At 37.2% G+C, this 20,990-nt stretch carries 25 protein-coding genes and 1 riboswitch; of the genes, 23 read left to right on the top strand and 2 right to left on the bottom strand.

Translation table 11 applies throughout. The features are described 5' to 3' along the window. Positions 1-116: 116 nt before the first annotated feature. The 6 genes from ACIQ1H_RS18305 to ACIQ1H_RS18330 all read left to right on the top strand — a co-directional run bounded on the left by ACIQ1H_RS18305 (position 117) and on the right by ACIQ1H_RS18330 (position 3,748). The gene (locus ACIQ1H_RS18305) at positions 117-524 is read left to right on the top strand and encodes a GNAT family N-acetyltransferase (protein ID WP_402890744.1); all 408 of its coding nucleotides are present in this window, start codon (positions 117-119) and stop codon (positions 522-524) included. Positions 525-650: 126 nt separating this feature from the next. Beyond that, positions 651-1,307: a YdeI/OmpD-associated family protein gene (locus ACIQ1H_RS18310; RefSeq protein WP_402890746.1), complete on the top strand. Its 657-nt coding sequence runs from the start codon at positions 651-653 to the stop codon at positions 1,305-1,307. A gap of 154 nt (positions 1,308-1,461) precedes the next feature. Continuing rightward, positions 1,462-1,899 (top strand): DUF1801 domain-containing protein, encoded by a 438-nt coding sequence (locus tag ACIQ1H_RS18315; RefSeq protein ID WP_402890748.1) that lies wholly within the window; start codon positions 1,462-1,464, stop codon positions 1,897-1,899. Further along, a complete protein-coding gene (locus ACIQ1H_RS18320; RefSeq protein ID WP_173479332.1) occupies positions 1,896-2,273 on the top strand; it encodes a VOC family protein in 378 nt (125 codons plus the stop codon). The genes ACIQ1H_RS18315 and ACIQ1H_RS18320 overlap by 4 nt, the downstream gene beginning before the upstream one ends. An 18-nt stretch (positions 2,274-2,291) precedes the next feature. Further along, positions 2,292-2,744: a nucleoside deaminase gene (locus tag ACIQ1H_RS18325; RefSeq protein ID WP_402890751.1), complete on the top strand. Its 453-nt coding sequence runs from the start codon at positions 2,292-2,294 to the stop codon at positions 2,742-2,744. A gap of 23 nt (positions 2,745-2,767) precedes the next feature. Next, a complete protein-coding gene (locus ACIQ1H_RS18330) occupies positions 2,768-3,748 on the top strand; it encodes a GNAT family N-acetyltransferase (protein ID WP_402890754.1) in 981 nt (326 codons plus the stop codon). Between the two features lie 52 nt (positions 3,749-3,800). Here ACIQ1H_RS18330 and ACIQ1H_RS18335 read toward each other — a convergent pair whose 3' ends face one another. Continuing rightward, a complete protein-coding gene (locus tag ACIQ1H_RS18335; RefSeq protein ID WP_139860024.1) occupies positions 3,801-4,238 on the bottom strand; it encodes an Rrf2 family transcriptional regulator in 438 nt (145 codons plus the stop codon). Positions 4,239-4,433: 195 nt separating this feature from the next. On the opposite strand from ACIQ1H_RS18335, the gene hmpA reads away from it, so the two are divergent. The 13 genes from hmpA (at position 4,434) to ACIQ1H_RS18400 (ending at position 16,162) form a co-directional block, all read left to right on the top strand. After that, entirely contained in the window at positions 4,434-5,600 is a 1,167-nt protein-coding gene (hmpA, locus tag ACIQ1H_RS18340) for an NO-inducible flavohemoprotein (RefSeq protein ID WP_173479333.1), read from the top strand. A gap of 177 nt (positions 5,601-5,777) precedes the next feature. Next, positions 5,778-6,038: a metal-sensitive transcriptional regulator gene (locus tag ACIQ1H_RS18345; RefSeq protein ID WP_173479334.1), complete on the top strand. Its 261-nt coding sequence runs from the start codon at positions 5,778-5,780 to the stop codon at positions 6,036-6,038. 44 nt (positions 6,039-6,082) lie between these two features. After that, positions 6,083-6,424 carry a rhodanese-like domain-containing protein gene (locus ACIQ1H_RS18350; protein ID WP_402890759.1) on the top strand — a complete coding sequence of 114 codons (342 nt, stop codon included), beginning with the start codon at positions 6,083-6,085 and terminating at the stop codon, positions 6,422-6,424. Positions 6,425-6,436: 12 nt separating this feature from the next. Next, positions 6,437-6,733 (top strand): rhodanese-like domain-containing protein, encoded by a 297-nt coding sequence (locus ACIQ1H_RS18355; RefSeq protein WP_483869772.1) that lies wholly within the window; start codon positions 6,437-6,439, stop codon positions 6,731-6,733. 83 nt (positions 6,734-6,816) lie between these two features. Then, complete coding sequence (locus tag ACIQ1H_RS18360) at positions 6,817-7,371, top strand: sulfurtransferase TusA family protein (protein ID WP_402890765.1); 555 nt, start codon at positions 6,817-6,819, stop codon at positions 7,369-7,371. Positions 7,372-7,387: 16 nt separating this feature from the next. Continuing rightward, the gene (locus ACIQ1H_RS18365) at positions 7,388-7,783 is read left to right on the top strand and encodes a DsrE/DsrF/DrsH-like family protein (RefSeq protein ID WP_402890767.1); all 396 of its coding nucleotides are present in this window, start codon (positions 7,388-7,390) and stop codon (positions 7,781-7,783) included. 195 nt (positions 7,784-7,978) lie between these two features. Then, complete coding sequence (locus tag ACIQ1H_RS18370; protein WP_402890769.1) at positions 7,979-9,106, top strand: MBL fold metallo-hydrolase; 1,128 nt, start codon at positions 7,979-7,981, stop codon at positions 9,104-9,106. Between the two features lie 48 nt (positions 9,107-9,154). Then, the gene (locus ACIQ1H_RS18375) at positions 9,155-9,382 is read left to right on the top strand and encodes a sulfurtransferase TusA family protein (protein ID WP_139859396.1); all 228 of its coding nucleotides are present in this window, start codon (positions 9,155-9,157) and stop codon (positions 9,380-9,382) included. 132 nt (positions 9,383-9,514) lie between these two features. Next, positions 9,515-10,291, top strand: a complete 777-nt coding sequence (locus ACIQ1H_RS18380) for a sulfite exporter TauE/SafE family protein (RefSeq protein WP_402890771.1) — start codon at positions 9,515-9,517, stop codon at positions 10,289-10,291. A gap of 17 nt (positions 10,292-10,308) precedes the next feature. Next, positions 10,309-10,968, top strand: a complete 660-nt coding sequence (locus ACIQ1H_RS18385) for a DsbA family oxidoreductase (RefSeq protein ID WP_402890774.1) — start codon at positions 10,309-10,311, stop codon at positions 10,966-10,968. A 318-nt stretch (positions 10,969-11,286) separates the two neighbouring features. After that, positions 11,287-12,237 (top strand): c-type cytochrome, encoded by a 951-nt coding sequence (locus tag ACIQ1H_RS18390; protein WP_402890777.1) that lies wholly within the window; start codon positions 11,287-11,289, stop codon positions 12,235-12,237. A 261-nt stretch (positions 12,238-12,498) separates the two neighbouring features. Further along, positions 12,499-14,484, top strand: coding sequence for an ABC1 kinase family protein (locus tag ACIQ1H_RS18395; RefSeq protein WP_402890780.1), 1,986 nt, complete (start codon positions 12,499-12,501; stop codon positions 14,482-14,484). A 517-nt stretch (positions 14,485-15,001) separates the two neighbouring features. After that, a complete protein-coding gene (locus tag ACIQ1H_RS18400; protein WP_402890782.1) occupies positions 15,002-16,162 on the top strand; it encodes a C40 family peptidase in 1,161 nt (386 codons plus the stop codon). Between the two features lie 297 nt (positions 16,163-16,459). Here ACIQ1H_RS18400 and ytvI read toward each other — a convergent pair whose 3' ends face one another. Continuing rightward, a complete protein-coding gene (gene ytvI / locus ACIQ1H_RS18405) occupies positions 16,460-17,518 on the bottom strand; it encodes a sporulation integral membrane protein YtvI (RefSeq protein ID WP_402890785.1) in 1,059 nt (352 codons plus the stop codon). A 94-nt stretch (positions 17,519-17,612) separates the two neighbouring features. Here ytvI and ACIQ1H_RS18410 point away from each other — a divergent pair, with 94 nt between their 5' ends. The 4 genes from ACIQ1H_RS18410 to ACIQ1H_RS18425 all read left to right on the top strand — a co-directional run bounded on the left by ACIQ1H_RS18410 (position 17,613) and on the right by ACIQ1H_RS18425 (position 20,968). After that, positions 17,613-18,161 (top strand): hypothetical protein, encoded by a 549-nt coding sequence (locus tag ACIQ1H_RS18410; RefSeq protein WP_337980280.1) that lies wholly within the window; start codon positions 17,613-17,615, stop codon positions 18,159-18,161. A 235-nt stretch (positions 18,162-18,396) separates the two neighbouring features. Next, positions 18,397-18,942: a glutathione peroxidase gene (locus ACIQ1H_RS18415; RefSeq protein ID WP_402890789.1), complete on the top strand. Its 546-nt coding sequence runs from the start codon at positions 18,397-18,399 to the stop codon at positions 18,940-18,942. Between the two features lie 154 nt (positions 18,943-19,096). Continuing rightward, a riboswitch (cobalamin riboswitch) is annotated at positions 19,097-19,307 on the top strand. Positions 19,308-19,461: 154 nt separating this feature from the next. Then, the gene (locus ACIQ1H_RS18420; protein ID WP_402890792.1) at positions 19,462-20,004 is read left to right on the top strand and encodes a hypothetical protein; all 543 of its coding nucleotides are present in this window, start codon (positions 19,462-19,464) and stop codon (positions 20,002-20,004) included. A 1-nt stretch (position 20,005) separates the two neighbouring features. Then, a complete protein-coding gene (locus ACIQ1H_RS18425; RefSeq protein ID WP_402890794.1) occupies positions 20,006-20,968 on the top strand; it encodes an ABC transporter substrate-binding protein in 963 nt (320 codons plus the stop codon). Positions 20,969-20,990 lie beyond the last annotated feature (22 nt).

The raw sequence follows: 20,990 nt of genomic DNA on the forward strand, positions 1-20,990 counted from the left end.
GAAAACGAAAGAAGAATAACTTAGATCATTACAAATACAGGAGGTCGCATTTTGCTACTATTCTTTTGATTTCTAGCAACTATCTAATAACTAAATAAATTAGGAGTTGATAGAGAATGATTTATAAAAATTCACTAGAAGGTATTTCTTCAAATATGTTAAAAGGTTTTTTTGTAGGTTGGCCGAGTGCACCTAATCCACAAACACATTTACGCTTGCTGGAGAACAGCAGTAAATTCATTTTGGCGATTGATGAAAATACAAATGAAGTAATAGGGTTTATTACTGCGATAAGTGATGGCGTTTTGTCTGCTTACATTCCATTACTCGAGATATTACCACAATATAAAAACAAAGGTATTGGCAAGGAGTTAGTAAGACGAATGTTGAAAGAACTCGATCATCTTTATATGATCGACTTATGCTGTGATGATGACCTCGTACCTTACTATGAAAAATTCGGCATGACTAAAACAAATGGAATGGTTTATAGAAACTATAAAATGCAATCTGGAAATGATTAAAAGGTGAGAACGCTCGAGAAATTGTTCAAGCGTTTTTTGTCTATGATATGTGGGCATGGAATTAGCGTTGAAGTAAATATTTTGTGATAAATTTAGTGTAAATAAGTACAGAAGGGTGCTGAAATAATGCAGAAGAAATTTAAATTAAAGGATGGACTCTCTATTACAATTCATCATTTGCCAGACAATATGCTATTAGAGGGGATTTCGGCTGTAGGACACGCACCTTACGACCGTATGATATCTTTTGTGTTTACAATTGATGAACTGTTAACGTATTTAAAAAGCACGCTTAAACAGAACTTGTTGGCAGAGCAAGGCTATTTATTTTTTGTTTATCCGAAAAAAAATAATAAAAAATATAAAGAGTATATTCATCGAGACGATATTTTCCCAGCCATTCAGGTGGACGAGGCGAAATATATTGCTGGGAGTGACTATAAATTTTCAAGTTTGATGTCATTGGATGATACGTTTTCTATTGTATGCATTAAACGAGATGCAAAGGGAAGAGGGAAGAAAAAGACAGCAAGTAGTCAATGTGTAGGTGACTACGAAAGTATGGTTCCTTTATTGCGAGGTGAACTTGCAGAAAATCCAATTGATGTAGCCTTTTATGATGCATTAACACCAGGCTATCAAAAGGATTGGGCTCGCTACATTTATAGTGCGAAAAAGCAAGAAACACAGCTAGCACGTTTAATGGAGATGCGTGAACTTACAAGGGCTGGCTTTAAGACGAAGGAGCACTATCGAAAAGCGAAAGCAGAGGGCCAAGTATAGGGGAATTTCCAGATGTAGGCGTTAGTTCTTAAAACTTTTGTCGATTGTTGTAATAAAGGTGCTTACACTATTGCTAATAAATAAGCTTCATACTACTATTAAGGAATATTTTTAAATCGTTTAATAACACATTTTTAATAAGAGTGGGGTGGAAATGATGGAGGCATATATTGAACAGGTAGATGAAAAGTGGCGTGATAGCTTCGCCAAGCTTGCAGATGTAATAGCAACGAATATCCCTGCTGGCTTTGAACAAACAATGAATTACGACATGATAAGTTATGTAGTACCGTTATCTTTATATCCAAAGGGGTATCATGTAACACCTAATACACCGCTACCATTTATTAGCTTGGCAGCGCAGAAGCGACATATAGCCGTTTATCATATGGGGATTTATGCAGATGCTAATTTATTGTCTTGGTTTCAGGAAGAGTATGCAAAGCGAGTGCCAACAAAATTAAATATGGGGAAAAGTTGTATTCGTTTCTCTAGTACGAAAAATATTCCCTTTGATTTGCTAGGAGAGCTCGTTTCAAAAATGACTCCAGGGGAATGGATTAATAGATATGAAGGAGAATTGACTAAATGAAAAGTGCGACGACATTTTTAATGTTTCAGGGACAAGCTCATAATGCCTTGGAGCAATACAAGCAATGGTTTCCAGAATTATCTGTTGAAAGCTTAACATATGTAGAAAATACACAACAGATTGCGATGGCTGAAATCGTGTTAAAAGGAATGAAGATTAAGTTGAATGACAGTCCAATTAAACATAATTTTTCATTTACTCCAGCGATATCAATCTTTTTAGAGTGTGAGACGCAGGAAGAAATTAAAAGTCTTACTGAGCAAATATTAGATGGTGGTCAAGCATTAATGCCATTGGATAATTACGGCTTCTCTAAGCAGTTTTCTTGGATTCAGGATCGTTTCGGTGTATCGTGGCAACTTACGTATAATTAAATTTTAGGGGGAGTATAAATGAACCAATGGATGGCGCGAGCAGTGGAGCTAGCTCTTCAAAATATAGCACAAGGCGGTCAACCATTTGGCGCTGTTCTAGTAAAGGATAATGAAATCATTGGTGAAGGTGTCAATGAACTGCACCTACGACCAGATAGTACGGGTCATGCCGAGCTACTTGCTTTAAGACGCGCACAAGAAAAGTTAGGCTCTATAGATTTACGCGGAACGGTGATGTATGCAAGTGGGGCGCCTTGCCCAATGTGCTTTGGTGCGATGGCGATGGCTGGCGTGGATAAGGCTTATTTTGCTAATTCATTAGCTGATGCTATTGCAGTAGGTTTAGGACGCTCAAGCGAAGTCTATGCAGATTTACAGAAAATTGATGAAGAACGCGAGTTTCGAATGATTCATATGCCAGTAGAGGATGAAGGTAAAAATCCTATGCATGTTTGGTATAGTAAAGCTTAATTGCATAAAAAGGAGAAAAGAGTATGGCAGTAACTTTAGTGAAGCATGACATTAAATATGCTGAAGCAATGCATGCATTGTCTTCAATGCCTCAGGTTCGGGATGCTCTTGGGTTACCTGCTGGGAAAGTAGAAGATACCATTAACTTTATAAAACGCGAAAGTGTTGACGAGGAAGAGGGCAAAAGTGTCCCTCGAGTTGTGCTAAATGAGGAAGGACGACTAATAGGCGTAACAGCATTAATGTTTATAGACCGTGAAAATAAAAACTGTCATATTGGGTCTTGGTTAGGTCACGAGTTTTGGGGTCAAGGCTATAATGAGGAAGCGAAAAAGGCAATTTTAGAAATCGCTTTTTTTGACTTAGGGCTAGAACGAGTTTTCGCGGGTGCTAGAAAGGTCAATATTCGCTCACAAAAGGCACAAGAAAAGTTACCTTTTATCCGTATTAATGTAGAAAAGGAATTTCCTCAGGAACATTCATGGTTAGAAATGAAGGAAAAGCAACCTTGTGTATTAAATGTTTTTGAACGCGAGGATTTTGTTCGATATTACACATCTATTGAAAAGGTGCAGGGTGACCGAGAAAGCTATATGCCCTATCTACTACTAGCAGATGAAAGTGAAGTTGCCGTTCGTGAATATATGAATGACGGTGAATTATACGCCATTAAATGTGGTGAGAAATTAGCGGGTGTCGCATTGCTTATTGCACAGTCTAATACGACAGTAGAATTAAAAAATATAGCTGTTGTGCCAGAATTTCAAGGTAAAGGTATCGGTAAGGAAGTGTTGAACAAAATTTATGCGGTCTGTGCAGCACAAGATTTTAAAAATATTTTAGTAGGCACAGCAAATTCGAGTATTGATAACATTGCTTTTTATCAAAAATCGGGTTTTCGTATGGAAGCTATACAGAAAGATTTTTTCAGTAATTATCCGCAACCAATTTATGAAAATGGTATACGCGCATTGGACATGATTATCTTTTCAAAAGCTTTATAAAAGATATTGCCTATAAAGAAATACCCGACCAACAGTTGTTGAGCGGGTATTTTTATTTGCCGAATAATAAAGCCATTAATTTCTCCTTTGAATGTAAAAAATCATCAAGGGTGTATCGATCAAGGACAGCCATATATGCTTGTAAAGCTTCATATAGAACACCTTTTAATTGACATTCAGGTGCAATTTTACATAAGTTATTTTCTTTGTCGAAGCATTCAACAAGGTGAAAATCTTCTTCTGTATGGCGCACGATTTCACCAATAGTAATTGATTTAGGGTCAATTGCTAAACGAATACCGCCGCCTCTTCCCCGAATTGTTTCGATGTAACCAAGTAGCCCTAATTGGTGTGTCACCTTCATTAAATGGTTTTTTGATATATTATAGGCATCTGAAATTTCTTGAATGGTAGAGAGCTGGCCCTCTTCTTTCGCTCCTAGATATATGAGTGTCCGAAGGGAGTAATCTGTGTATAAAGTTAATCGCATTGGAACACCCTACTTTCTATATAGTTCACTATAATAATTATATCATTTCTACAATAATTTATAGTATTTCATTACTTTTTTAAAAGATGTATTTAAAATACATCAAATATGTCTATTTTGTTAAAGATGTATTTAGAATATTGCTTTAAGGAAATGAAAGCGTTATATTGTAATCACGAAAGGATGGTATGCGATATGTTAAAACAAGAAACAGTACAAATTATTAAAGCAACAGTACCCGTATTGGAAGTTCATGGGGTAGAAATTACGAAGACGTTCTATAAAAATTTGTTTCAAGCTCATCCAGAATTACTAAATATTTTTAACCACACAAACCAAGAAAAAGGTCGTCAACAAACTGCGCTAGCGAATACAGTTTATGCAGCGGCAGTTCATATTGAAAACTTAGAAGCAATTTTACCAGCAGTAATGTTAATAGCTCATAAACACCGTAGTTTAGGCATCTTACCAGAGCATTACCCAATCGTGGGTGAGTTCTTATTAAAAGCAATTAAAGAAGTTTTAGGTGATGCAGCTACAGATGAAATAATTAATGCATGGGCTGAAGCGTATGGCGTCATTGCAGATGTATTCATTCAAGTAGAAGAGGAGCTATATCAAAAAGCTGAAAATGATGGTGGATGGCGTTTATTTAAACCTTTAAAAGTAGCGAAAAAAGAAGTTGAGAGTGATCTTGTTACTTCAATTTACTTTGTAAACGAAGATGGCTCACCACTTCCAGCATACGAACCTGGCCAATATATTAGCATCCGTGTGAAAGTACCTGGGGAAGAATATTTATTAAACCGCCAATATACGCTTTCACAAGCTAGTGCAGAGGACGGCTATCGTATTTCAGTAAAACGTGAAAGTGAGCATACTCCGAACGGTAAAGTATCTAACTTTATTCATAATGCATTACAAGTTGGAGATTTAGTAGATGTAAGTGTACCTGCAGGATTATTTGTGCTGCATGAGAGCGCGGCGCCAATTACATTTGTTAGTGGTGGTATTGGCGTAACACCATTAAACAGTATGCTACAATCATTAAAAGATAATGCAGCTAACGAAGTGAATTTCATTCAATGTGCTCGCAATGAAAATGTAGTAGCTTTCAGTGATGATATTAAAGCTAAAGTAAATGCGCTTCCGAATGCATCGTATACTGCCCTTTATTCGGATGAGAACAAGTTACTGACAAAAGATTTATTAGCTGAGCAAGTAACGAACAATACAGATGTTTATATTTGTGGTCCGAGTGGCTTTATGGAGGCAGTAATTAAAAATCTCCATGAACTCGGCGTTAAAGATGAAAAAATTCACTATGAATTCTTTGGTCCAGCAATGCAAATAGCAAACTAATAATTTTATTAACTCTGTTATAAGTCGCATTTTGTGCACTTATAACAGAGTTTTTTTATGGAATAAAGTTAGAAAATAAATATTTAAATCTTTCATGTTGACATTATACCTATAGGGGTATAATATAAAGCACGTAAGCAAGATGAATTACTAAGGTTGAAAGGAGACGTTCACATAATGGCGTACGATGCTAAAACAGCCAATCGTATAAAACGAATGGAAGGCCAATTGCGTGGGATTTTACGCATGATGGAAGAAGGACAAAACTGTAAAGATGTGATTACACAGCTATCTGCCGTACGTTCTGCAGTTGATCGGACGATAGGGGTTATTGTCAGTGAGAACCTGTTAGATTGTGTAACGACTGCTGATGGAGATTCAGAGAAGATGAATACGGCCATCCAAGAAGCGATGGATTTAGTTGTGAAAAGCAGATGATTTTAATATACCCTTTATAGTATATAGATAGGAGGTCGTATTACGTGGAAACATGGATTTTTATTGCTATTGTTATTGGGTTTTTAGTTTGGCGTATGAAGCCAGCGAAAGGGGTGCAGTCAATATCAACAGCACAATTAAAAAATATGCTAAATGATAAGGACAAAGTATTTATTGATGTGCGAACACCTGCTGAGTACAAAGGTCGAAACATTCCACAATTTAAAAATATTCCCTTAGGCTCTGGATTTGATAAATTACCGAAGGACAAAGAAGTAGTTGTTATTTGTCAAAGTGGTATGCGTAGTAGTCAGGCGTGCAAGCAACTGAAAAAACTAGGATATGAGCGTGTAACTAATGTCCGTGGTGGCATGAGCGCTTATTAGGAGGAAATAATGGTGAAAGAAATAGCAGCAATCGAAGTTCAAGAAGCTTTAGCACAAGGTAAAACATTAAAGTTAATCGACGTACGTGAAGTAGACGAAGTGCAAGCGGGACATATCCCAAGTATTATTCACATCCCACTAGGCTTACTTGAGTTTCGTATGCACGAGTTAAATAAAAACGAATCATATATTATGGTGTGCCGCTCAGGTGCACGTAGTGGTCGTGCTACGCAATTTTTAGTAAGCCAAGGCTTCGATGTGACGAATATGGTTGGTGGCATGCTTGCGTGGGAAGGTGAAGTTCAGTGAAGGGTTATAGTAAGGGTTATGTAGTGCCCTACGCTATATTTTTTTATCAAAAATAATACCCTTATAGGTATGAGGAGGAAATTATGGCTATTAAAGCAGATTTTCAGCTAGATGCGAAAGGGCTATCTTGTCCAATGCCAATCGTAAAAACGAAAAAGGCGATGATGGAATTAGCAGATGGTCAAATTTTAGAAGTGTCCGCAACGGATAAAGGTTCGAAAGCAGATATAGCTGCTTGGGCTGATTCTGTTGGGCATCAGTATATTGGAACGATAGATGAGGATGCGGTGCTAAAGCATTATATACGTAAATGTGCACAAGATGCAGTTGATGAAAAAACGTTTGCATCCACAATTGAGCTACAGCAAATTCAAGGGAGAGATGGGCTTATCCTTGATGTGCGCGAGGAAGCGGAGTTTGCTTTCGGTCATATTGAAGGTGCTAAATCAATTCCGATGGGTGAGCTTGAAGCACGCCTTTCTGAGCTAGATAAAGAACGAGAAATTTATGTGATTTGTCGTACAGGAGCGCGTAGCGATTTAGCCGCGCAAAAACTTGTGGCAAATGGTTTTACAAAAGTATTTAACGTCCTACCTGGTATGACTTCTTGGACGGGCGAATTATTCAAAACTATTTAAATTGGAGGAATTTATTATGTCAAACAAAGTAGCAATTATTGCTAGTAACGGTGGTCTTTTTGATGCGTATAAGGTGTTTAATATCGCAACAGCAGCGGCGGCTTCTGACAAAGAAGTAGCGATCTTCTTCACATTTGAAGGGTTAAATTTAATTCATAAGCAAGGGATGCAAGCTTTGCCAATGCCTGCTGGAACAGAGCATTTTGCTGAAGGATTTGCTAAAGTAAATGTACCTGCAATTCCACAATTAGTGGAAATGGCGCAAGAATTAGGTGTGAAATTTATAGCATGTCAAATGACGATGGATGTTATGGGCTTAACGATTGAGGATTTCGTAGACGGTATTGAAGTTGGAGGAGCAGTAACATTTTTAGAATTTGCTAAAGATGCAGCACCATCATTAACGTTTTAAGTTGTTTAAGATGAGCGTGGATTATGCACAAAACTCATCATAGCTGATGCAAGTTAAAGTCCGCGGATTGATTGGGAAAGTAGTTATTCTAGCGGGCTCAGAAAAAATATGATTTGACAAAATGAAACGAAAAGCGGAGAGGTATATCCTTTCCGCTAAAAAAATAATAACAATAATACCGTAGGGGGTAAAAAAGTGTCAGTATTCAAATGGAGCGCTGCTGATGTAGCGAAAAAAGTAATCGACAATGATGATTTATTTATTTTGGATGTGCGTAATGCAGATGCTTTTGCAGATTGGAAAATTGAAGGGCATAAATTTGAGTACCTTAATATTCCGTATTTTGAGCTATTAGATGGAGTGGAAGAAATTTTACCTAAAATTCCTACAAGCAAAGATATATTAGTTGTTTGTGCAAAGGAAGGTTCATCGATGATGGTAGCAGAGATGCTTTCAGATGCTGGACGTTCAGTTGCGTTTTTAGAGGGTGGTATGAAGACGTGGAGCGAATATTTAGAACCAATTAAAGTGGGTGACTTAACAGGTGGGGGCGAGTTATACCAGTTCGTCCGTTTAGGTAAAGGCTGCCTATCGTATATGGTTATTTCAGAAGGTGAAGCAGCGATTATTGATGCTGTGCGTTTCACGGATGTATTTACGAACTTTGCAAAAGAGAAAAACGTACACATTAAACATGTCTTTGATACGCACTTGCACGCTGATCATATTTCAGGTGGTCGTCATATTGCAGCCGCTACAGGTGCTGCGTATTACTTACCGCCGAAGGATGCGGAAGAGGTCGTCTTTGATTATACGCCTTTAGTAGATGGCACTACAGTGCAAATTGGTGCATCAAAAATTGATGTAGGAGCACTTTATTCACCAGGTCATACTATTGGCTCAACGTCGTTTGTGGTTGATAGCAAATATTTATTGACTGGTGACATTTTATTTATCGATTCAATTGGTCGCCCTGATTTGGCGGGACTTGCAGAAGATTGGGTTGGTGATTTACGAGAAACGCTGTATAAGCGATACCGCGAATTATCGGATGATTTAGTTGTGCTACCAGCCCATTTTATGATTATTGATGAATTAAATGAAGATGGTACAGTAGCGAAGCGTCTAGGTGAATTATTTGCGCAAAATCACGGACTAAATATTGAAGATGATGAGACATTCCGCAGCATTGTAACTAATAATTTACCACCTCAACCAAATGCATATCAGGAAATTCGCCAAGTAAATATGGGGAAAATAACTCCAGCATTAGAGGAACAAACAGAAATGGAAATCGGCCCGAACCGCTGCGCAGTTAGATAGAGTGCCAGTCACCCAGACAATTTTCACACAATTTAAAAGGAGATTAACATGAACGCAAACTTACAATTAGATGCAAAGGGCTTATCTTGCCCGATGCCTATCGTGAAAACGAAAAAAGCTATTGATACACTGAATTCAGGTGAGGTTTTAGAAGTACAAGTAACGGATAAAGGAGCTTTAGCAGATATTCCTGCATGGGCTAAAGCTGGAGGTCACACGATTTTAAATAAATCGGAAGATGCTGGCGTCATTACATTCTTTATTCAAAAAGCGTAGGGCGAGCAAGGGTGAGTGTTCAAATGAGGACACTCACCTTTCCTCTCATGCTACAATTCATGTGGATCTTTGCCTTATGCCTCGTTCTTTATAGAGGACACAGGTGTAAAAGACTTGAAAGAAGGAAAATGAATGACTATCTCGTGGGTAATAACTATATTTATAATTGGCTTTGTAGGTTCTTTTGTATCGGGTATGCTAGGTATCGGCGGAGCCATTATTAAATATCCTATGCTTCTGTATATTCCCTCTTTACTTGGATTTACTGCATTCACTGCCCATGAGGTATCGGGTATTAGTGCGGTAGAAGTATTGTTTGCCTCAATTGCGGGCGTATGGGCATATCGTAAGGGCGGCTATTTAAATAAATCACTTATTATTTATATGGGCGGAGCCATATTAGCTGGCAGCTTTGTTGGTAGCTTTGGTTCGCAATATTTGTCGGAGTCAGGCGTCAACATTGTTTATGGCATATTGGCACTCATTGCGGCGATTATGATGTTTATTCCTAAAAAGCAAATAGATGAGAAGCCATTAAATGAAGTTACATTTAATAAGACGTTAGCAGCTATTCTAGCGTTTATAGTTGGTATTGGTTCTGGCATTGTGGGAGCAGCTGGTGGATTTCTGCTTGTACCGATCATGCTTGTTGTATTAAAAATTCCAACACGTATGACGATTGCTACAAGTTTAGCCATTACGTTCATCTCCTCTGTTGGGGGGACAACAGGAAAGCTAATAACAGGCCAAGTCGATTATTATCCAGCAGCCATAATGATTGTAGCTAGTTTAATAGCTGCACCACTAGGGGCAAAGGCTGGTAAAAGCTTGAATACAAAAGTATTACAAAGTATATTAGCTGTCCTCATTTTAGCTACTGCATTGAAAATTTGGATGGATATTTTATAGGAGGGGGGGAGGGTACAATGAAAATAGAAGTGTTTTCAGATTTCTCATGTCCATTTTGTTATATCGCAAAAAGGGAATTAGAGCGTGCGATAAAAGAGGCTGGATATACAGGTCAAGTAGACATCGAATTTAAATCTTACCAAATTGATCCGTCCGCATCCAAAGAGGTAGGTCAAAATTATTATGATTATGTCATGGCGCACCAAAACGTAACATTTGAAGAAGCTCAACAAATGATGGCTGGCATTATAGAACGAGCTAAAGAAGTGGATCTTCCTTATAATTTTGCTGAAATGAAAAAAGTGCATACCGAAAACGCCCATCGACTAGCAAAATGGACGAAACAATTCGGTAAAGAAGCGGCATTTATTGAAGCGTTAATGGCTGCTCATTTAATAGAAGGTAAAGATTTAAATGATAAGGCAGTATTATTAGCGGTTATAAAAAAATTAAACTTGAATGTTGCTACAGCTAAAGAGGTGTTGGCAAATCCACAAGCTTTTATGGAAGAGTTGGATAAAGACCGCTATGATGCCCAACAGATTGGCGTGCAAAGCGTACCGTTCTTTGTCTTTGAAAATCGTTACGGTATTAAAGGTGCTGAGCCAAATGAAGTATTTGTGCGTACACTGCATCAAGCGGCAGAAATTGCAGGCATTAAACCAACTTTAAATTAGGTGTCAGGCACCGAAACGATTTTGAATTTTATGAATACTTAACGTATAGTATGCCAGGTGTTTCTTGGCATACTATTTTTGTTTTTTCTACCTAGAACAGTGGTTTTTGTTATAAAGTCAGCACTGTTTTAGCAGAAACTATAGGGTACTTCAAGAGGTATTAAGGATTGCTTTTATTGTTATAGAACAATATGTTTTGTATAATAATTCCATTTTTATCGTCTTTATGGTTCTATTACTGTGAAGTGTGAGAAAAGTCACATCGTGCCATATATTATCTTGCTAGAATAAAATTAACATTCAAAGGGGGTATTGGTAATGAAGAAAATTGCTACTGGTATAGCGGGAACAGTCTTATTAGCCGCTACACTTTTTGTTGGGGCAGCAATCAGTGAAAAAATTTTAGGTGATGCGAATGGTGAGACACAAGAAGCGGGAGTGCAGACACAAATTCCAACAACAGCAGCTTCTCAAAAGGTAGTCTACGCACCACCGAGTATTGAAGAAGTACCCGATGGACCGATGAAAGAAGCTATCTTATATGGTTATGAGCTTGTAAATAATACGCACGTTGCTGCGGATGAATATGTAGGGAATCAGTTATCTTGCACAAGCTGTCATGCTGGTGCTGGCTATGATGAACAAGCCTCTTCATTAGTTGGCGTTATGGCTAACTATCCACAATATATTGCACGTTCTGGAGGAATTGTGACAATTGAAGAACGTATTAATGGCTGTATGGTACGGAGTATGAACGGGAAAAAGTTTGAAATGAACAGTGACGAGCTTGAAGCAATGGTTGCTTATTTTGCTTATATTTCACAAGGAGTACCGATTGGTGCAGAGCGTGAATGGGCAGGCACAAGTAATATGAAAAATATACCTGTTCCAGATGTGGCGAACGGTGAAGAATTATACGCTCAATCTTGTATAGCTTGTCATGCAGCAGATGGTTCTGGTACTGGCGCTAATACAGGTCCAGCATTATGGGGCGATAATTCCTTTAATGATGGTGCTGGTATGGCACGTATGTCTAAAATGGCTGGCTATATTAAAAATAATATGCCAGTTGGAGCAGGTGGTTCTTTAACTGATCAAGACGCCGCTGACTTAGCTGCCTACATTTTATCGCAGGATCGACCAGAATGGGCTAACCATGATAAAGACTGGCCAAAAGGTGGTCGTCCAAACGATTTAATGGACAAAGAGAAACGAGACCAAGTAAAAAATGGCACGATTGATTGGGAGCAAGTACTTTCTACGAATTAAAAAGTGACAGGCACCAAAACAATTCTGAATATTGTCAGTGAAAAATCCACCTAGATTCCTACGGCTTTTGAAATGCCATCGGGAAGCGAGGTGGATTTTTACGTTTTAGAAGTTCTGATATGCATCTGTAAAGGAGAAATAAGGGAAATGGCGCCAACTTATCTTGCTGTCTTTAGTAGTTTGGAAAAGAAAGTTAGTACATGAATTTGGTATACTAACAGTATTAGCAGTATTAGGAAGAACAACGGGAGGTGGCGCTAGTTGGTTTACTTAAAGTTACTTATTCAAATTATATTTGTTGCAGGAATTATTTATTTTGTTAGTGGTCGTTTAATAGGCTCAAATATAAACTTTGTCAGAAGAGTACTATCGGTTGTTATTAGTGTTACGCTTACGTCCTTTGTTTATTGGTACTCCTATTTGCGTCATCGAGATTTTTTATCGGAATCAATGATGCAAACCGTTACCGAAGTGAGCACGCTTATCTGGATAGGTAGTATGTTGCTTATTTCCATGCTACTCTACCTCGTATTCGAACTTTTTGATCCAATAGGGATGAAGGGCGGAGAGCGTCGTAATGGGCAAAAAACAATATTGTTGAGACTACGAAGCTATTGGCGACAGCAGAAGAGACTGCGTCAGGTGCTAAAAATAGCCGTTACAAACGGTATTGTGCAAACAATTAAATATGCAAGACAGCGGGAAAATGAGAAGGAGCTTGCTATTGCGTTGCGCTCTACTTTAGAGCAATGTGGCGGGATATTTATCAAATTTGGTCAAGTACTTTCAACACGTAAAGAATTATTTTCTCCTATTATTATAGATGAGTTAAAGCATTTACAGCAAAGTGTAAAGCCATTACCACACGAGCAAGTTACAAAGATTTTAGAGGATTCCCTACCGATGTCTGTAGATGATGTATTTACAAACTTTCAAATGGAGCCATTAGCAGCAGCTTCTATTGGACAAGTACATAAGGCACGACTGAAAAATTATGAAGAAGTCGTGGTCAAGCTATTGCGTCCAGAAGTAAAAGGAATTATGCGGGATGATCTTGATATTTTAGAGGAATTTGCTAATTGGTTTTCAAACAAGTCTACTTGGGCAGAATCGTTAGGCTTCCGAGAGTTAGCAGGTGCATTTGCAGATGGCTTACGAGAAGAAATTCATTTAGATATTGAAGTGCGCAACACTTTACAAGTAACGAATGCTCTTGCCAAAAGTGAATATAAAGTACGTATCCCTAAAATATATACAGAGTTTTGTGATGAAGACATCATTGTAATGGAATATATTCGTGGGAAAAGTGTTGCTGAGGGGTCATCCGAATTTAGACGATTAAATATTGACCATAGACAATTCGCAAGAACAATTTTGTATTCCTTTTTTGAACAAATGCTATTTTCGGGAATATTTCATGCGGATCCGCATCCTGGAAATATTTATATTGATGAGACGGATGGGGGACCCATTCTCCTCGATTTTGGAGCTGTAGGACGGCTAGGAGCTACTCAACAAGAAGGCTTAAAGTTATTTTTATTAGGTATTCAACAAAATGACTCCAGTATTTTATACGATGGCTTAATGCTGCTAGTAGAAAATAAGGAACATGCAGAGCGTAGTAGGGTAGAACAGGCAATGGATCAAATATTACTTAAAATATCTTATGTAGATCGTATTCCAACTGAGGAATTAATCCATTCATTGTTTACGGTCGTACGTGATTTTGGGCTTGCGTTCTATCCTTCTGTTGGTTTAGCGCTTCGATCATTAGTCACTTTAGATGGGACTTTACGTGTCATAGATCCGCAATTTGATATTTTTTCAGAAGCTAAAGATTTTTCTGCTTCCTATATGAGAGCTGCATTTTTAAGACCATTTAAAGAACCGATGGCAACAAAAGATCGAGTGCAGGAAGAACTGTCGATGCTGATTCCTACTTTACGAAAAATGCCAAGACGAATTGATCAGCTAATTCAAAGAGTAGAAAGCGGAAAAATTATTTTACATCATGATATTTTTTCAGATGAACATAACTCACGTTTCATTACCCAGCTATTTGCTCGTTTCGTACTATTACTTGTCGGCATTACATTTGGTATTATCTCAGTTGCACTGCTAGCAATATCTCAGTTCATTCATGAGCCGTACGCCGTGTATTTAAATACTGCCGCATATTTAGGACTGTTCTTATGTGCAATTTTATTAGTACGACTATCTATCCAAGCTTTACGCTCGATGAGGTAATGAGTGTCTCCTCAACTTTAGAGTGTTAACAAACAGAGGTACTCATTTTTTGGAGCTTATGGCGGGACGTATTTGGAAACGCACAGAACGTAGGAGTCAACAAACCGCTTGCAATCAAGGGCTGCGGCTTACGTGTGAGTCCGTGGAAAGGCATAGAATCACTAGTAGTTTAGACTATGAAATCATTAGATTCTAAGGTAGGGGATGTTTCCCCTACCCTTTTTATATTACAAAAAGATTACAAATAACAGAGGTGAAATGCACTATTTAGATAAATTTGACGTAATTTGTAGCGTTATATTAACGTTTTGTAGAAAAAAGTCGTTTTAAAGACAATGTTACAATTATATTTCGAGTTTTACTAAACTATTAAAACGGTCGGAAATAGTATAAAAGTTACGGCAATAGTGCTAAACTTTAAAAGGCTAATAAAAACATAAGAATTTAAATTGATCGTTCATGTATTTACATAGGAAAATAAAGAGCGAAATTGATAGATGAAGGGAAATGAAGACCCATGGGTAAGCGTAATAAATGGCGTAAGTCGATGGTGCTAGCAGTAGCACTTGCAGGCGGCCTATTATTTAATACAGTTCAACCGATTGAAGCGCACGCTGAAGAAACATCTCAGCAAATGATAGATAAAAAAGCAAAAATTGATGCGGAAGTTAAAAAATTAGAAACAGAGTTAGATCAACTTCAACAAGAAATTGATCAAAAAGTAAAAGTATTTAACCAAGTACAAGCAGATATAAAAGAAGTAGATGCAGGTATTGTTGAAACTGAAAAACGTATTGAGCAACGTTCAACTATTTTAAGCGAGCGTATGGCTGCATACCAAGCTCAAGATAACACAGTGGGTGTATACTTAAGCGTTGTTCTAGAAGCAAAAAGCTTTGCAGATTTAATGGACCGTGTCGTAGCGGTAAAAACATTAATGGATGCTGACCAAGAGCTAGTAAATCAACAAGAAGCTGACAAAGCGAAATTAGAAGAACAAAAAGCAACATTAGACGAGAAACAAAAAGAGCTTCAAAAACAATTCCAAGAGCTTCAACAAAAGGAAAGCGAAATGGAAGTGAAAAAAGCTGAAAACCAAGCAAAATCACTTGCATTAAAGGCACAAATTGCAACGAAACAAGAAGAAGAACGTCTTGAAGCAGAGCGTAAAGCAGCTGAAGAAGAAGCAGCTCGTTTACGTGCACTTCAAGCAGCTACACCTGTAGTGCATGTTAACAACAACACTAACAACGGCACAAGCAGTAATAATAACGGTGCTAGCAAACCACAACCAATCATAGTTGGATCTGGTGCAGGGACTGCATCTTCAGGTGATGCTATATCTACAGCGAAACAATTCCTAGGTCGTTCATATGTTTGGGGTGGAAGTAATCCTACAACAGGCTTTGACTGCTCAGGTTTAGTACAATGGTCTTACAAGCAAGCGGGCGTATCATTACCTCGTACAGCTTCACAACAATACTTATCAACAAAACGAATTTCAGCAAGTGAAGCTCGTGTTGGTGACTTAGTATTCTTCAGCTATGGCTCAGGCGTAGCGCATGTTGGTATTTACCTTGGCAATAACACAATGATTGATGCTCAAAATAAAGGGGTAGTCATTGAGTCACTTGATTGGTGGAACCAATACTTAGTAGGCTTCGGTCGTATTCAATAAGCCTCTATTAATTAGACGATTATAATAGCAAAAAAGTTAAATATATTATTAAATAGCATCCATTATCATCACTAGATAATGGGTGCTATTTTTATTTAGTAAAAAAATAAGAGTAGCTAGCGCTCGCTGTTTGCATCCCAAGGCAGGTAGCGGAATAATCGAACGCATCTTAAACAATGGCGTTAATTAATTCATAAATTTTAATTGCAGTAAATAGAAGATAATGTAAGGCACTCTCTGTTTAAATCGAGAGTGTCTTTTAGACTTTTGAGGCGCAATAAAAGCATTTTCATTCTATTAAATTTTAAAATTGAATTTGATAACACCAGTTTCTTTTAAGGTGAAAAAGAGAATGATAATGAATGGCCCTAAGAGTAAGCCAATGACGCCAAACAATTGCAAACCGACAAACATCGCGATTAATGTTGGCAAAGGGGGTAAGCCGATGTGAGCACCCATTACTTTAGGCTCGACAGTGCGGCGAATAATTAATAAGATTGCTGCAAGAACAAAGAGCTTTATGGCAATCGCTGTATTACCCATTAGGAGGTGATAAATTCCCCAAGGTGCTAAAATAATAATTGAGCCAAGGAAAGGGATAACATCTATAATCCAAATAATAATGGTCATGACTAGTACATATTTCGGTTGAATAAGTAGTAAACCAACAAGAGTCACACCAGCTATAATAAAGCTAACAAGAATTTGGGCTTTCATAAAACCGAAAAATGCATCCTTTAAGCGATTAGTAATAATTTTCAATTTCTCTTCAGTTGATGGCTTTAAATATTTATAAGTTATCTGTTTTAACTTTGGTAAATCTAGCATAAATAAAAATAGGGCAATCATATAAACGAGAAGACTAATAAAGAGGCTTGGAATTTGTGAAAAGAAGGTCGTAACTTTGGTATAATTAAAGAAGTTTAAAAAAGATTCTTCAACCTTCTCAATGAAGTCGGTTGTCGTTTTTTGAAGTGAAGCACTCACTTCAGTTGGAAAGTCTTCTGTATATTTTGAAATATTCTCTTGCATATGACCCCACATCTCGGATAATTTAGAAATATAGTAAGGTGCTTGCTTTGAAATGGAAATAATTTGCGACATTAGTTGTGTAATAGTAAAGTAACAAATAATAGAAATAAAAATAACGCTTACTATGTATATAAAAGCTACAGCTATTTTTCGAGACATTTTCCATTTTCGTTTAAAGAACATAACAATGGGTTCTAATAAAAAAGCTGTAACACCTGCTAAAATAATTGGCACGGAGACAGGTATGATAAAATATGCGGCTACAAGTAGGCAAATAATCGCTAGCGTTCGTATAATCAACTTTCGAGTTATAAATCTATTCATAAGCTCTCCTTTTTATCATTAAATTTTAAGTACAGTGTAACAAAAAAATTTTAAATTTGAAAACGTTCTGAAAGAATGAAGGTAGGGATAAATCATGGAAAAAGAGATTTTGCAACTTTTTAGTAATTTAGCAGAGCGTGACCGTGAGATTGAATACGAGTCGTATAGAAAATTAATAAAAATCATGCAAGAACCAGTAGATTGGACATATGCAGTGTGGGAACAACTTATTAAAGCCCTTACATATACAGATGGACATGCTCGTGCACGGGCAGCACAGTTTTTATGTGCATTAGCAGCAAAAAGTGACCCGGAAGAACGTGTTTTAGATGATTTTTTAAAAATTTGGGCAGTCACGTATGATGAAAAAACAGTAACAGCACGGCATGCCCTGCAAGCAATTTGGCAAATTGGGCTTGCTGGACAAGTTCAAAGAGATTTAATTGTTTCGTATTTAGCAAAAAGGTTCCAAACATGTATCGACGAAAAGCAACCATCGCGTATTCGATATGATATTATTGTATCCTTTAAGAAGTTGTTTGATGCTACGAACGATCATAATTTATTAGATATTGCAAAGAGATTAATAGATGAAGAGCAAGATATGAAATACAAAAAGAAATATAAAACCGCCATCCGTTAAATAGCGAGATGGCTATTTTTATGCCCAAGTGTGTTATTTTGAAGAAAGAAAAGTTATTGATTATAATGAAAACAGGAGGATGGATTCAGTTTTTGATAGGTCTTATATACTGACGTAAGCTTTGGTATAAGTGAGAGCCAGAAACTATCTATAGAGGAAACACGTAAATCTGCAACTGTATATAGCATAGTAACAGTATAATTTTTTGTAAATAAGAAAGGGTCGGGTCGAGAAAATGGGGATTTATAATTATTTAGTGAAAAAGCCAAATGGTGAAATTTTATCAATGGAGACATATCGTGGAAAGACAATGTTAATCGTCAACACAGCCAACCAATGTGATTTTACATATCAATTTGAAGATTTACAAAAAATGTATAATAAATATGACAAGGAAAATTTCGTTGTTTTAGGTTTCCCATGTAATCAGTTTGGACAGCAGAACCCAGAAGATGGAGTTGAGACAACTCAACTTTGTCAACTTAACTACGGAGTAACTTTCCCGATTTTTGAACTAGTTCAGGTTAATGGAGAAGAGACACATCCGTTATTCAATTATTTAAAGCACGAAGTAGATTTTCGTGAATTCGGAAAGGCGAATATGCAGGAAAAGATGTTAGCTGAGGCTATTATTCAAATTGCACCTAGCTTTTTAGATGGACGTAACATTCGTTGGAACTTTACGAAATTTTTAGTAGATAATCAAGGGCATACAGTTGAGCGCTTTGAACCAACAGATTCACAATTAGATATTGAGCAAGCTATTGAAAAAATTTTATAGCTAGCTATTTAAATCAGAATTTTTAAGCTGGAATAACGAATAGCTAATCACTATGTAGAAATAGTGCTAAGTTTTGTATATATATTTTCGAATATTCCACAATCTCACAACTATTTTTTCAAATCAATATATGATAAACTGCTAATCAAGTGAATAATTCTTGCAGAATAATGGTGCTAACTTTAGCATAATCGGGAATTCGGTGTAAAACCGAAGCTGTTTCCGCAACTGTAAGTACAAGAATCATAAAAAATGCCACTGTCGAAAAGGGGAAGTCCTAAGATGGGAAGGTTTTATGATATCGCGACTGATTAGAGGTAGCGAACTGTACGAGCCAGGAGACCGACCTTTATTTAATGTATAAAAACTCTTCGGAAGCTAGGAGGATATACGGCAAATACATAAGCGATGTCGCGTGAGGCGGCACTATATATGCTATTTTCGTCGTTCCTAGGGAGCGGCGTTTTTTTATGCACCTATAAAGCAAAATCTGTTCATGAAAGAAAGAAGGGACTAGTTATGAAAAAAGATGCTCGTTATTCTTGCTACCCATTCATGCGTGAAAAAATATCTACTGTAGATTTTGAGATTCGTACGGATAGTTTAACAACTCATGTCGGTGTAGCATTAACGGCTGTAAAAGCAGAAGCAGTTGAGGTAGTAGCGACAGATTTATTGACGATTTTGCCAATGGCCTACCATGTAAATGGCTCAGTACGTGGCAAATTAGCAGTAATGGAAGAAGATTTAGTATGGCTTAGTGATCGCTATGATTTTTATGTGGGGCATGTAAAGGAAGAAATACAGAACTTTGTATTACCGCAAGGTACGGGGGCTGCAACAGCGCTTCATCTATGTCGTAGTGAGGCAAAAAAATCATACCGTGTTCTACATAAAGTTTCTGAGGAAAGAGAAGTACCAGCAATTCTTTTCGATTACTTAGGATTATTAGCGAATGTATTTTTTGTAATGGCTGTATACATGAATCAGCAAGCTGGTATTGCTGAAATACCGTTTATAAGCAAATCATACCCTATGAAGAAGAAGAAGGAGAATGTGTAAAGTGAAGAAACTAATTAATTTCCAATGGATTACAATATTAATGTTAGCACTTGTATTGGCAGGCTGCGGTACAGCAGATGAAGCCAAAAAGGACGATACATCATCTAAAGAAGGACAACAAGCTGAGCAAACAGGTTATAAAGTGACAGATGATCGCGATGTCGAAGTAGCATTTGATGCAGTACCAAAAACGATTGTGTCACTACAACCAAGTAATACAGAAATCTTATTTGCACTAGGTGTTGGAGATAAAGTTATTGGGGCAACTGAATATGATACGTACCCAGAAGAAGCAAAAGATATTGAACGTGTTTCAGACTCTGTGACATTTAACACTGAGCGAATTGTGGCTTTAAAGCCAGATGTCGTAATTGCTTATTCAACAGGCAATGCCGAAACACTTGATGCGCTAAAAGGTCTTGAAGATGCAGGCGTAAAAGTATTCGCTATTAAATCAGCAGCTTCATTTGACGATGTATATGGAGATATTCAACAAATTGCTGAAGTGATGGGTGTTAAAGATAAAGGTGAGCAGTTAAACGAAAGTATTAAAGCGAAAATTGCAGATGTACAAGCAAAAGTCAAAACTGTAGAAACACCGAAAAATGTCTACTTAGAAATTAGCCCTAAGCCAGATATTTATACAACAGCAGCTGGTACTTTCCAACAAGAAATTCTTGATGCAGCGAATGTGAACAATGTATTTGGTGATCAAACAGGATGGGTAAAAGTTTCTGAGGAGGATGTTATTGCAAAAAATCCTCAAGTTATTTTAACAACAGTAAACTATGTAGAAGATGCAGTAGGTGAAATTCTTGGGCGTGATGGATGGAATACAATCACTGCTATTCAAGATAAAGCGGTAAATTATATTGATACTGATATTTCAAATCGCCCAGGTCCACGTATCGGTGAAGCTGTAGAGATGGTAGCAAAATCAGTATATCCTGAGTTATTTAAATAAGGATAAAGAATAATAGCCCTTG

Origin of the sequence: Lysinibacillus sp. NPDC097279 (genome assembly GCF_044761745.1) — a bacterium.
Taxonomy (GTDB): domain Bacteria; phylum Bacillota; class Bacilli; order Bacillales_A; family Planococcaceae; genus Lysinibacillus.

Bases quoted from the DNA above. Each gene is read 5' to 3' on its own strand.
- ACIQ1H_RS18305 (WP_402890744.1), top strand. From the start codon at position 117: ATGATTTATAAAAATTCACTAGAAGGTATTTCTTCAAATATGTTAAAA.
- ACIQ1H_RS18310 (WP_402890746.1), top strand. From the start codon at position 651: ATGCAGAAGAAATTTAAATTAAAGGATGGACTCTCTATTACAATTCAT.
- ACIQ1H_RS18315 (WP_402890748.1), top strand. From the start codon at position 1,462: ATGATGGAGGCATATATTGAACAGGTAGATGAAAAGTGGCGTGATAGC.
- ACIQ1H_RS18320 (WP_173479332.1), top strand. From the start codon at position 1,896: ATGAAAAGTGCGACGACATTTTTAATGTTTCAGGGACAAGCTCATAAT.
- ACIQ1H_RS18325 (WP_402890751.1), top strand. From the start codon at position 2,292: ATGAACCAATGGATGGCGCGAGCAGTGGAGCTAGCTCTTCAAAATATA.
- ACIQ1H_RS18330 (WP_402890754.1), top strand. From the start codon at position 2,768: ATGGCAGTAACTTTAGTGAAGCATGACATTAAATATGCTGAAGCAATG.
- ACIQ1H_RS18335 (WP_139860024.1), bottom strand. From the start codon at position 4,238: ATGCGATTAACTTTATACACAGATTACTCCCTTCGGACACTCATATAT.
- hmpA (WP_173479333.1), top strand. From the start codon at position 4,434: ATGTTAAAACAAGAAACAGTACAAATTATTAAAGCAACAGTACCCGTA.
- ACIQ1H_RS18345 (WP_173479334.1), top strand. From the start codon at position 5,778: ATGGCGTACGATGCTAAAACAGCCAATCGTATAAAACGAATGGAAGGC.
- ACIQ1H_RS18360 (WP_402890765.1), top strand. From the start codon at position 6,817: ATGGCTATTAAAGCAGATTTTCAGCTAGATGCGAAAGGGCTATCTTGT.
- ACIQ1H_RS18365 (WP_402890767.1), top strand. From the start codon at position 7,388: ATGTCAAACAAAGTAGCAATTATTGCTAGTAACGGTGGTCTTTTTGAT.
- ACIQ1H_RS18375 (WP_139859396.1), top strand. From the start codon at position 9,155: ATGAACGCAAACTTACAATTAGATGCAAAGGGCTTATCTTGCCCGATG.
- ACIQ1H_RS18380 (WP_402890771.1), top strand. From the start codon at position 9,515: ATGACTATCTCGTGGGTAATAACTATATTTATAATTGGCTTTGTAGGT.
- ACIQ1H_RS18385 (WP_402890774.1), top strand. From the start codon at position 10,309: ATGAAAATAGAAGTGTTTTCAGATTTCTCATGTCCATTTTGTTATATC.
- ACIQ1H_RS18390 (WP_402890777.1), top strand. From the start codon at position 11,287: ATGAAGAAAATTGCTACTGGTATAGCGGGAACAGTCTTATTAGCCGCT.
- ACIQ1H_RS18400 (WP_402890782.1), top strand. From the start codon at position 15,002: ATGGGTAAGCGTAATAAATGGCGTAAGTCGATGGTGCTAGCAGTAGCA.
- ytvI (WP_402890785.1), bottom strand. From the start codon at position 17,518: ATGAATAGATTTATAACTCGAAAGTTGATTATACGAACGCTAGCGATT.
- ACIQ1H_RS18410 (WP_337980280.1), top strand. From the start codon at position 17,613: ATGGAAAAAGAGATTTTGCAACTTTTTAGTAATTTAGCAGAGCGTGAC.
- ACIQ1H_RS18415 (WP_402890789.1), top strand. From the start codon at position 18,397: ATGGGGATTTATAATTATTTAGTGAAAAAGCCAAATGGTGAAATTTTA.
- ACIQ1H_RS18420 (WP_402890792.1), top strand. From the start codon at position 19,462: ATGAAAAAAGATGCTCGTTATTCTTGCTACCCATTCATGCGTGAAAAA.